The 10675-nt window shown below is 68.8% G+C and carries 13 protein-coding genes; 12 read left to right on the forward strand and 1 reads right to left on the reverse strand.

The genetic code is table 11. The features are described from left to right. Positions 1 to 113 precede the first annotated feature (113 nt). From RIF89_RS07160 to RIF89_RS07175, 4 genes are all read left to right on the forward strand, one after another. On the forward strand, positions 114 to 1934 hold the full coding sequence (locus RIF89_RS07160) for a DUF4012 domain-containing protein (protein WP_309068443.1): 1821 nt from the start codon (positions 114 to 116) through the stop codon (positions 1932 to 1934). Between the two features lie 41 nt (positions 1935 to 1975). After that, the gene (locus RIF89_RS07165) at positions 1976 to 3574 is read left to right on the forward strand and encodes a sugar transferase (RefSeq protein WP_375294447.1); all 1599 of its coding nucleotides are present in this window, start codon (positions 1976 to 1978) and stop codon (positions 3572 to 3574) included. Positions 3575 to 3698: 124 nt separating this feature from the next. After that, positions 3699 to 3914 carry an Rv0909 family putative TA system antitoxin gene (locus tag RIF89_RS07170; protein ID WP_309068445.1) on the forward strand — a complete coding sequence of 72 codons (216 nt, stop codon included), beginning with the start codon at positions 3699 to 3701 and terminating at the stop codon, positions 3912 to 3914. Between the two features lie 292 nt (positions 3915 to 4206). Continuing rightward, positions 4207 to 5046: a phospholipase gene (locus tag RIF89_RS07175; protein ID WP_309068446.1), complete on the forward strand. Its 840-nt coding sequence runs from the start codon at positions 4207 to 4209 to the stop codon at positions 5044 to 5046. A 115-nt stretch (positions 5047 to 5161) separates the two neighbouring features. Here the strand turns inward: RIF89_RS07175 and RIF89_RS07180 are convergent, their stop codons facing one another. Further along, a complete protein-coding gene (locus RIF89_RS07180; RefSeq protein WP_309068447.1) occupies positions 5162 to 5995 on the reverse strand; it encodes a DUF559 domain-containing protein in 834 nt (277 codons plus the stop codon). A 564-nt stretch (positions 5996 to 6559) separates the two neighbouring features. Between RIF89_RS07180 and rpsJ the strand changes: the two genes are divergently transcribed. The 8 genes from rpsJ to rpsC all read left to right on the forward strand — a co-directional run. Next, on the forward strand, positions 6560 to 6868 hold the full coding sequence (gene rpsJ / locus RIF89_RS07185) for a 30S ribosomal protein S10 (RefSeq protein ID WP_309068448.1): 309 nt from the start codon (positions 6560 to 6562) through the stop codon (positions 6866 to 6868). Positions 6869 to 6881: 13 nt separating this feature from the next. Beyond that, complete coding sequence (gene rplC, locus RIF89_RS07190; RefSeq protein ID WP_135114782.1) at positions 6882 to 7541, forward strand: 50S ribosomal protein L3; 660 nt, start codon at positions 6882 to 6884, stop codon at positions 7539 to 7541. 5 nt (positions 7542 to 7546) lie between these two features. Continuing rightward, a complete protein-coding gene (gene rplD, locus RIF89_RS07195; RefSeq protein ID WP_309068449.1) occupies positions 7547 to 8206 on the forward strand; it encodes a 50S ribosomal protein L4 in 660 nt (219 codons plus the stop codon). Beyond that, positions 8203 to 8502, forward strand: a complete 300-nt coding sequence (rplW, locus tag RIF89_RS07200) for a 50S ribosomal protein L23 (protein ID WP_203136339.1) — start codon at positions 8203 to 8205, stop codon at positions 8500 to 8502. The genes rplD and rplW overlap by 4 nt, the downstream gene beginning before the upstream one ends. 22 nt (positions 8503 to 8524) lie before the next feature. Beyond that, on the forward strand, positions 8525 to 9364 hold the full coding sequence (rplB, locus tag RIF89_RS07205; protein ID WP_309068450.1) for a 50S ribosomal protein L2: 840 nt from the start codon (positions 8525 to 8527) through the stop codon (positions 9362 to 9364). An 11-nt stretch (positions 9365 to 9375) separates the two neighbouring features. Continuing rightward, entirely contained in the window at positions 9376 to 9657 is a 282-nt protein-coding gene (gene rpsS, locus RIF89_RS07210) for a 30S ribosomal protein S19 (RefSeq protein WP_055992152.1), read from the forward strand. Positions 9658 to 9679: 22 nt separating this feature from the next. After that, positions 9680 to 10075 (forward strand): 50S ribosomal protein L22, encoded by a 396-nt coding sequence (gene rplV / locus RIF89_RS07215; protein ID WP_203136337.1) that lies wholly within the window; start codon positions 9680 to 9682, stop codon positions 10073 to 10075. Further along, positions 10075 to 10675, forward strand: a 601-nt coding sequence (rpsC, locus tag RIF89_RS07220; RefSeq protein ID WP_309068451.1) for a 30S ribosomal protein S3, incomplete at its 3' end; no start/stop codon positions are given. The genes rplV and rpsC, both read left to right, overlap by 1 nt.

Consider the following 10675-nt stretch of genomic DNA (forward strand, 5'->3'; position numbering starts at 1 on the left):
GGTGGCAAGGTGTCGCTCGACCTCACGACGACGCCCGTCATCCTCGAGGGCGGCTTCACGGAGTGATGCGTGCCCTCACGGTTCTGACAGTTCGCGTTTCGTAGGATGACCGAATGACCTCCCCCGCTTCTGCGCACGGTTTCGGCGCGCCCATGTCACGCCGTGAGGCGCGGGAGCGACGGGGCACCCGCAGCGGGCGATCCGCCTCGGCAGCGACGTCCGAGGCGGATGCGCCCGCACCGCGCCGAAAGGTCGTCAAGGCGCTCGTCATCGCGCTGGTCGTGGTGCTGCTGGCCACCGCGTGGCTCGCGGTCCGCGCGCTGCTCGTCAAGAACGAGCTCGAGGCCAGCCAGCAGCTGATCGGCCAGGTGCAGGACGGCGAGCTGGAGGTCAGTGACGCGCTGGACGAGCTGGGCGGTCACGCAGGGCTCGCTGCCAGCGTGTGGTGGGACCCGGTGTGGCGCCTGGCCGAGTTCGTGCCGTGGGCGGGCGACAACCTGCGAGCCGTGCGGCTCGCCGCAGAGTCGCTGGACGTGGCCGTCAACGGCCTCGGCCGCCCCGTGTTCGCCGAGTTCGAGCAGGACAGCGACGAGCCCGTGCTCGCCCGAGCCCTGCCGGTGATCTCCTCGGCCGCGCCGACCATCGTGCGTCTGTCGGACGAGATCGCGGCCGTCCGCGAGTCGTCGGCCCTGATCGGGCCCGTGCGCGGCGGCGTCGAGCAGGTCGGTGACGTGATGAACGTGGCCGCGCCCATGGTCGAACTGCTGCCCGAGCTGCTCGGCGCGAACGGCAAGCGCAACTACCTGCTCGTCTTCCAGAACAACGCGGAATCCGTGGGGCTGGGCGGATCCGCCGCGTCGCAGTCCCTGGTGACCGCCGACGCCGGCAAGGTGGCGATCGACCACCAGGCCAACAGCGACGTCTACGCCAACGACACCCCCGTCCAGGTCGACGTGCCGCAGAGCGCGCTCGACCTGTACAGCGACTTCCTCGTCAAGCGCATCAACACCTCGTCGAGCCGCCCCGACTTCCCGACGATGGCGCGCATCGTCACCGAGTGGTGGCAGCGTGACGTGCGCGACGATCAGATCGACGGCGTCGTATCCGTGAACCCCATCGCACTCGCGCGGATGCTCCGCGCGACCGGTCCCGTCGAGCTCGCGACCGGCGACGCCCTCACGGAAGACAACGCCGTGCAGCTGCTGCTGAGCGAGGTGTATGAGCGCTGGGGCACGCAGGAGACGAAGAAGGGCGCCGACAAGTTCTTCTCGAGCGCCGCCAAGGAGATCTTCGCCAAGTTATCGACAGGCGCGTTCAACCCGAAGGACATGGCGTGGGCGGTCGGAGAGGGCATCGAGTCCGGCGACATCATGTTCTATAGCGCGAACGAGAAGGTGCAGGAGGTCGTCGCACCGCTCAAGCTCTCCGGCATCCTTCCGACCGACAACGAGGATCAGACCACCGTCGGCGTGTACTTCCGCGACGAGTCGGGTTCGAAGATCGACTACTACATGCGATCTTCAATCGACGCTGTGGAGTCCTGTGCCGACGGGCGCCGCACCCTCACGACGACCACCTCGCTGCACCTCGACATCGATCGCGAGTCGGCGAAGCAGCTCCCCGACTACGTCAAGAGCCAGAACTGGGGCATCTGGCACTTCCGCACGGCGGTGTACGTCTACGGCCCTCCGGGCACGCAAGTAGAGAGCGTTTCGGTGAACGGGCGCGACGTCCAGGTCATGCGCGACGACATCGTCGACCTCGAGCGCCCGGTCGCCTGGTTTCATACCTACCTGAAGCCCTCGGAGAAGGCGCGTGTGACCGCGACGTTCTCGGGCGAGGACGGCGAGTACGGCCCGCTCGAGGTGCGTTCGACGCCGATGATCAACGAGACCGAGGTCACGACCGCGAGCGAGGGCTGCGCCGCCCGCTGACCTGTTCAGCTCCCGCCCCACAGCGGCCAGGGCCGAGCGGTATGATTCCCGGGCTGAAGCACGACAGAAACGGGACGGGTCGGTTGGTCACGAACATCGCGGGCGCGTCGCCGGAGGCGAGGTCGGTCGGCACTGCCGCAGTGGTGCGGACGCCGACGGTCGATCGCCTCGTCGGCGGCGCATCCGCGCGCCCCGCGGCGACGCTCGACTGGCGCTCGCGCTACGCGACGCTCCTGCTCGCGACCGACTTCGCCGTGATCGCGGCGGTCGTCTTCGGTACGCAGGCCCTGTCCGTCGGCTGGTGGGGACAGGTCGCGCACGAGGGCATCGTCCCCTACGGGTCCGCGTCGTACCTCGCCCTCTCGGTCATCATCATCGCCCTGTGGATGATCGCGCTCGCGCTGAACGACACGCGCTCGGATCGTGTGATCGGCGTCGGCACGCTCGAGTACAAGCGCATCTTCGACACGAGCATCCGGCTGTTCGGCGTCGTCGCGATCGCGGCGTTCCTGCTGCGCCTCGAGATCGCACGCGGCTATCTGCTGCTCGCGCTGCCGCTCGGCCTGCTGGCGCTGTTCGCCGAGCGCTGGTTCTGGCGCCGGTGGCTGGGCCGTCGCCGCGCGCGCGGGGAGTACTCGGCGGGCGTGCTGCTCGTCGGCTCCGACCGCACCGTCGCACACATCGCCAAGGAGCTGCGCCGCAGCATCGGCGCCGGTTACCGCGTCGTGGGGGCGTGCACCCCCACCGGTCTCGTCGGCGACCACGTCGCCGGATCCGAGATCCCCGTGATGGGGAGGGTCGACGCGATCGAAGCCGCGATCGAGGCGACGGGCGCCGACACCATCATCGTCACCAGCACCGACGAGGTCGGTCCCGAGCGCGTCAAGCAGATCTCGTGGGCCCTGGAGGCGGGCAGGCAGCACCTCGTGCTCGCACCGAGCATCACCGACATCGCCGGTCCGCGCATCCACATGCGACCCGTCGCGGGTCTGCCGCTCATGCACGTGGAGACCCCCCGCTTCTCGGCGGGACAGCGCTTCCTGAAGCGCAGCGTCGACCTCTTCGGCAGCGCGCTGCTGATCGTGCTGCTGAGCCCGCTCCTGATCGTGCTCGCGCTTCTGGTCAGGCTCACGTCTCCCGGGCCGGCGATCTTCCGGCAGCAGCGCGTCGGCCGCCATGGCCGCGAGTTCCGCATGCTGAAGTTCCGCTCGATGGTGCAGGATGCCGAGAGCCGGCTGCCCGAGCTCATCGCCTCGAATCGCGGGGGACTCGGCAACGAGGTCATGTTCAAGATGCGGGCCGACCCCCGCATCACCCGGCTGGGCCGCTTCATGCGGCGCTACAGCCTGGACGAGCTGCCGCAGCTGTTCAACGTGCTGGGAGGCTCGATGTCGCTCGTCGGGCCGCGCCCCCCGCTGCCGCGCGAGGTCGACCGCTACGCCGACCACGTGCATCGCCGCTTCCTGGTCAAGCCCGGGATCACGGGTCTCTGGCAGATCTCGGGCCGCTCGACCCTCGAGTGGGACGACACCGTCCGCCTCGACCTCGCCTACGTCGAGAACTGGAACCTGCTGGGCGATCTGCTGATCCTCGCCAAGACCGCGCGCGCCGCCGCGATGCCGGGCGATACGGCCGCCTGAGCCGGATCGCACCGCGTCGGGCCGGCTGTGCGCGGAGCGGGTTCCGGATCATCCGCCCGACTGCCACACTGTCTCCGGATGCGCGCGGATCGGCGGGCGCACCGGACCGGACCGGAGGGAAACCATGGGCTTCGACGACCTCGTGAACCAGGGCAAGGAAGCGTTCGAGCAGAACAAGGACAAGCTGCAGGACGCGCTGCAGAGCGCGAAGGCGGAGGACGTCAGCGACACCGTGCTCGACAAGGTCACCGAATTCGCCAAGGGCGTGCTGCCGGATGACATGGACGACAAGATCGACCAGATCCGCGACAACGTCGACGGCGCGGTCGGCGACAAGTAACGGCCGTCTCGCACGCGACCCCCGCCCGCGCCTGGGGCGGGGGTCGCTTCGTGTGCGGACGCGGCCGCGGAGTCCTCCCGCCCAGCCGATGGCCAGGTAACGAACAGGTAACGCCCACGGGCCGCCCACGCGAATCCCATGGCATCGCCGGGCTTCGCCCAGGGGAGCGGGAGACGGTGGAGGGTCCGTTCTCGTCGCGCGGCGTCGGCCCGAAGCCGCCGCGCGAAGCAGCGGGTGCGCCCGAGCGCCCGCCCAGACGCGAGCGCGGACGCACCCGATCGAAACACCAGGTATGTCGCAGAACCACTCCGATTCCCCCCTGCTCGCCCCGTTCCCCCGCGCCAACCACATCTCCCTGCTTCGCGCCGAGCGATCGATCCGTCGCAAGCGGCGCCTCGTCGGCGTCGCCGCCGGCCTCGGCATCGTGCTGGCAGGCGGTGTCGCGGTGTCCGCCGCCGTGCCGCAGCCCGCGCGCACCGTCGCGGTCGCATCCGAGGATCCCGAGACCGTCGAGCTCGCGCAGACCGCCCTCGCGGATGCCGAGGCGGCCCTCGACGACGCGCACGAGAAGGCCGACACCTCCGCGCTGGAGAAGCGCGTCAGTCACCTGAGCGACTACCAGCGCATGCCCGCGGTCGTCGTGCAGGGTGAGGCCGAGGCCGCCGAGGCCGCGGTCGAGGACGTGGTCGCCGAGACCGCCGCCCTCGAGGAGGCGGACGCCGAGGCCGCGCGCAAGGCGGAGGAGGCGGCGCGCAAGGCCGAGGAGGCCGCGCGCAAGGCCGAGGAGGAGCGCAAGGCCGCCGAAGCCCTCGCCGCGGCGAACTCGCCGTCCGGCGCGCAGGCCACCGCCGAGGCGATGGCCGCCGAGCGCTACGGCTGGGGCGGCGACCAGTTCAGCTGCCTCGTGTCGCTGTGGAGCAAGGAGTCGGGCTGGAACTACCAGGCCTCGAACCCCTCGAGCGGCGCCTACGGCATCCCGCAGTCGCTGCCCGGCAGCAAGATGGCCACGGTCGGCTCCGACTGGCAGACGAACGCCACCACTCAGATCGCGTGGGGCCTCGACTACATCTCCCGCGCCTACGGCACCCCGTGCGCCGCGTGGGGCCACTCCCAGTCCGTCAACTGGTACTGACGCCCGCGCGGCGATCGTCCGCCCGCCTTCCCCGAGGAGATCCCGCTTCGTGAGGGCGTTTTCATCCTGATTCGTCCTCTGGAAGCTGGATCTCCTCGTGCAGGTGGGCGCGCCGTCACGCCGCCTTGTGCAGCCCCTGCGCGATCGCGCGCAGGATGACGTCCTGCACCCGTGGCCAGTCATCGACCACCTGGCGGTACGTGACGCGGATCACCGTGTAGCCGTGCAGACGCAGGATCGCGTCGTGCTCGTTATCGTCCGTCCGCTGCGCGCCCACGTGGTGGCCGCCATCGGCCTGCAGCACCAGCCGGTCGCCGATCAGGATGTCGACCCGCCGCCCGTGGAGCCAGACCTGGGAGCGGATGGGGATCTGAAGCCACCGCAGCCGCGTGACGATGAACGTTTCGAGTCCGGAATCGCGGAACGGCGAAACCTCGGCGAGCAGGCGCCGGGCGGCGGGCCGCAGCGGGAAGCGGGCGATCGCGTCGCGATCCGCCAGCTGCAGCTGGAAGGCGGAGTCCCACACCGCGAGCGCCCGCTCGTGCGGCTGGCATTCCGCGATAATCGCCAGCACGTTCTCGATCGGGTCCACGAGCGTGCCGGGGGAACGGGCGATCAGCGGCTTGCACCAGTGCACGAGCGACTGCGACACCGTCACCGCCCCGGAGTGCGCGGATGCCGCGACGTGATGCCGGTGCGGATCCTCACCCCTGTAGGTCCACAGCCCGGGCCGCTTCGCCTGCGTCACGCACGTCAGGACGACGCCGCACGCTGCCGCCCCGCGGAGATCCGGATCGGCTCCGGAGAGCGCGAGCCAGCCTCGCCGAGGACGGTACGTCGCCGTGGAGGCGATGCTGCGCTCGATCCGGTGAGTCGAGAAACCGGCGTCCCGCAGGTCACGCGTCCGCATGACGCCGCCCCGCGCGGCGAGGTAGTCGATCAGGTCCATGCCGGAAGCGTGGCGCCCTGGCTGTGCTCGCCCGGCGGCGAATCTCGGATCCGTGGAAGTGATGGGGAGGGATCCGCGTTGTGAACGAGGGACCCGCCGGGCGCCTTCAGGAGGAGATCCGCGTCGCCGAGGAGCCACGGGGAGCATTCGTCCTCGCGAAGCCGGATCCCCTCGCGAAAGCCCGGACGCGCGGATCGGACGAATCGGCAGATCGCTTCCGATCCGCAGCCTGGGAACCCGCCCAACGAGGCGCGACGGGCCGCAGAATTCCGCGGTTCGACGCGCGACACGCCCGGGTTGCCTCGGGGTGGTCGCGGATGGCAGAATAGACAAGTTCCACATTTCCGCGTGCGCTCCCCGAGGGAGGACTGCGCGGGATCACTGCCAGGGCAGTGCACAGACCGAGTCTGGGCCGCGGGCAGGAGAACGAAATCACACAACCACACCGCAGGGGCTACCTCTGTGCGCGTGGACTGACATGTGAAAACTGGCCCGAAGGGTTTCCGGAGGGTACGTGCGTCCAATGCCCGTGAGGTACGACGCGTAAAGAGAGTGAGCAGACAAATGGCGGGACAGAAGATCCGCATTCGCCTGAAGTCGTATGACCACGAGGTCATCGACTCGTCGGCGCGCAAGATCGTCGACACGGTCACCCGTGCGGGTGCCCAGGTCGTCGGCCCGGTGCCGCTGCCGACGGAGAAGAACGTGGTCCCCGTGATCCGTTCGCCCCACAAGTACAAGGACAGCCGCGAGCACTTCGAGATGCGCACGCACAAGCGCCTCATCGACATCGTGGACCCGACGCCGAAGGCCGTCGACTCGCTCATGCGTCTCGACCTCCCGGCGGACGTCAACATCGAGATCAAGCTCTAAGGGCGGGTTCGACATGGCTGACATCAACAACAAGATTTCGAAGGGCCTGCTGGGTACCAAGCTCGGCATGACCCAGGTCTGGAACGAGAACGGCAAGCTCATCCCCGTCACGGTGATCGAGCTCGCCCCGAACGTGGTGACCCAGGTCCGCACGGCGGAGAAGGACGGCTACTCGGCCATCCAGATCGCCGCAGGCGCGATCGACCCCCGCAAGGTCAACAAGCCGCTCTCGGGCCACTTCGAGGCTGCCGGCGTCACGCCGCGCCGCCACCTCGCGGAGATCCGCACCGCCGACGCCGCCGAGTACGCGCTCGGTCAGGAGCTGACGGTCGACGGCACCTTCGAGGCCGGCCAGCTCGTCGACGTCGTCGGCACGAGCAAGGGCAAGGGCACCGCGGGTGTCATGAAGCGCCACAACTTCAAGGGCGTCTCGGCCTCGCACGGTGCGCACCGCAACCACCGCAAGCCCGGTTCGATCGGCGCATCGTCGACCCCGAGCCGCGTCTTCAAGGGCATGCGCATGGCCGGCCGTATGGGCGCCGAGCGCGTGACCGTCCTCAACCTCACGGTTCACGCCGTCGACGCCGAGAAGGGTCTGCTGCTCGTCAAGGGCGCCGTCCCCGGCGCGCGCGGCCGCACCGTGTACGTCCGCAACGCTGTGAAGGGGGCCTGAGTTAGATGACTGACTCGACTCTCGCTCTCGACGTTCTGGGCATCGACGGCAACAAGGCCGGCTCGGTCGAGCTGCCCGCCTCGGTGTTCGACGTCAAGACGAACATCCCGCTGATCCACCAGGTCGTCGTCGCGCAGCTCGCGGCGGCTCGCCAGGGCACCCACTCGACCAAGCGTCGCGGTGAGGTCTCCGGCGCCGGCCGCAAGCCCTTCAAGCAGAAGGGCACGGGTAACGCCCGTCAGGGCTCGATCCGTGCGCCGCACATGACCGGCGGTGGCATCGTCCACGGTCCGAAGCCGCGCAACTACGCGCAGCGCACCCCTAAGAAGATGATCGCCGCCGCCCTCGCGGGTGCGCTGAGCGACCGCTTCCGCGGTGACCGCCTGCACGTCGTCGAGTCGTTCGGCGTCGCCGAGCCCTCGACGAAGGCGGCGGCCTCCTTCCTCGCGAAGGTCGCCCCGGCCAAGAACGTGCTCGTCGTGCTCGACCGTGAGGACGACTTCGGCTACCTGAGCGTGCGCAACCTCGGTTACGTGCACGTGCTGATGGCCGACCAGCTGAACGCCTACGACGTGCTCGTCTCGGACGACATCGTCTTCACCAAGGCCGCCATCGACGCGTTCATCGCGCAGAAGGCCGGCGCCACTGAGGAGGTCTCGGCATGACCGCCGTCCAGAAGGACCCGCGCGACGTCATCCTGAAGCCGGTCGTCTCGGAGAAGAGCTACGGACTGATCGACGAGGGCAAGTACACGTTCATCGTGGACCCCCGCTCGAACAAGACCGAGATCAAGCTCGCGATCGAGAAGATCTTCGGCGTGCAGGTGGCTTCGGTCAACACGATCAACCGCGTCGGCAAGGCCCGCCGCACCCGCTTCGGCATCGGCAAGCGCAAGGACACCAAGCGCGCCATCGTCACGCTCAAGTCGGGCACCATCGACATCTTCACGGCAGTCGGCTGACGGTCGGGGAGGAAGAGAGAACATGGCTATTCGCAACTACAAGCCCACGACCCCCGGTCGCCGCGGCTCGTCGGTGGCCGACTTCGCCGAGATCACCCGATCGACGCCCGAGAAGTCGCTGCTCCGCCCGCTGAGCAAGACCGGTGGCCGTAACAACCAGGGCCGCATCACGACCCGTCACATCGGTGGTGGCCACAAGCGCCAGTACCGCGTGATCGACTTCCGTCGCAACGACAAGGACGGCGTCGACGCCAAGGTCGCTCACATCGAGTACGACCCCAACCGCACGGCGCGCATCGCGCTCCTGCACTACGTGGACGGCACGAAGCGCTACATCCTCGCGCCGAACAAGCTGCAGCAGGGCGACATCGTCGAGTCGGGTCCGAACGCGGACATCAAGCCCGGCAACAACCTGCCGCTGCGCAACATCCCGACGGGTACCGTCATCCACAACATCGAGCTCCGTCCCGGCGGCGGCGCGAAGATGGCTCGCTCGGCGGGCGCCTCGGTGCGTCTCGTCGCGAAGGATGGCCCCTACGCCCAGCTGCGCCTGCCCTCGGGCGAGGTCCGCAACGTCGACGCGCGCTGCCGCGCCACGATCGGCGAGGTCGGCAACGCCGAGCAGTCGAACATCAACTGGGGCAAGGCCGGCCGCAAGCGCTGGAAGGGCGTCCGCCCGACCGTCCGCGGTGTCGCCATGAACCCGGTCGACCACCCGCACGGTGGTGGTGAGGGCAAGACGTCCGGTGGTCGTCACCCCGTCTCGCCGTGGGGTCAGGCCGAGGGCCGCACCCGCCACGCCAACAAGGAAAGCGACAAGCTCATCGTGCGTCGCCGTAACGCCGGCAAGAAGCGCAAGTAGGAGTAAAGAAGATGCCCCGCAGTCTGAAGAAGGGCCCCTTCGTCGACGAGCACCTGCTTCGCAAGGTCGTCTCGCAGAACGAAGCCGGCACCAAGAACGTCATCAAGACCTGGTCGCGCCGCTCGATGATCATCCCCGCCATGCTGGGACACACCATCGCCGTGCACGACGGTCGCAAGCACATCCCCGTGTTCGTCACGGAGACGCTTGTGGGCCACAAGCTGGGCGAGTTCGCGCCCACCCGCACCTTCCGCGGCCATGAGAAGGACGACAAGAAGGGCCGTCGCCGCTAAGGCGACCGAGGAGGAGAGAGAAATGGTGGAGTCCATCGCACGTGTGCGACACATCCGCGTGACCCCTCAGAAGGCTCGTCGCGTCGTCGCCCTCATCAAGGGCAAGCAGGCCCAGGAGGCGCTCGCGATCCTGAAGTTCGCGCCGCAGTCGGCATCCGAGCCGATCTACAAGCTCGTCGCGTCGGCCATGGCCAACGCGCAGGTGAAGGCCGACAAGGACGGCGAGTACCTGGACGAGCAGGATCTGTTCGTGAAGAACGCCTACGTGGACGAGGGCACGACGCTCAAGCGTTTCCAGCCCCGTGCACAGGGTCGCGCTTTCCAGATCAAGAAGCGCACGAGCCACATCACGGTCGTGCTCTCGACGCCGGAGGTCGCTGAGACCGCTGCCGGCAGCAACAAGAAGGCGAGCAACTAATGGGTCAGAAGGTCAACCCGTACGGCTTCCGCCTCGGCATCACCACGGATCACGTCTCGCGCTGGTTCGCGGACTCGACGAAGCCGGGTCAGCGTTACGCCGACTACGTGGCCGAGGACATCCGCATCCGCAAGCTGCTGCAGTCGAACCTCGACCGCGCCGGCGTGAGCCGCATCGAGATCGAGCGCACGCGTGACCGCGTCCGCGTCGACATCCACACCGCCCGCCCGGGCATCGTGATCGGTCGTCGTGGCGCGGAGGCCGAGCGCATCCGCGGCGAGCTCGAGAAGCTCACCGGCAAGCAGATCCAGCTGAACATCCTCGAGGTGAAGAACCCCGAGGCCGACGCTCAGCTCGTCGCGCAGGGCGTCGCCGAGCAGCTCAGCGCTCGCGTGGCCTTCCGCCGCGCGATGCGCAAGGGTCTGCAGGGTGCCCAGCGCGCCGGCGCCAAGGGCGTCCGGATCCAGGTCTCAGGCCGCCTCGGCGGCGCGGAGATGAGCCGCTCGGAGTTCTACCGCGAGGGTCGTGTGCCGCTGCACACGCTGCGCGCGAACATCGACTACGGCTTCTACGAGGCCAAGACCACCTTCGGCCGCATCG

It is taken from the genome of Microbacterium sp. (assembly GCF_031178525.1).
Taxonomy (GTDB): domain Bacteria; phylum Actinomycetota; class Actinomycetes; order Actinomycetales; family Microbacteriaceae; genus Microbacterium.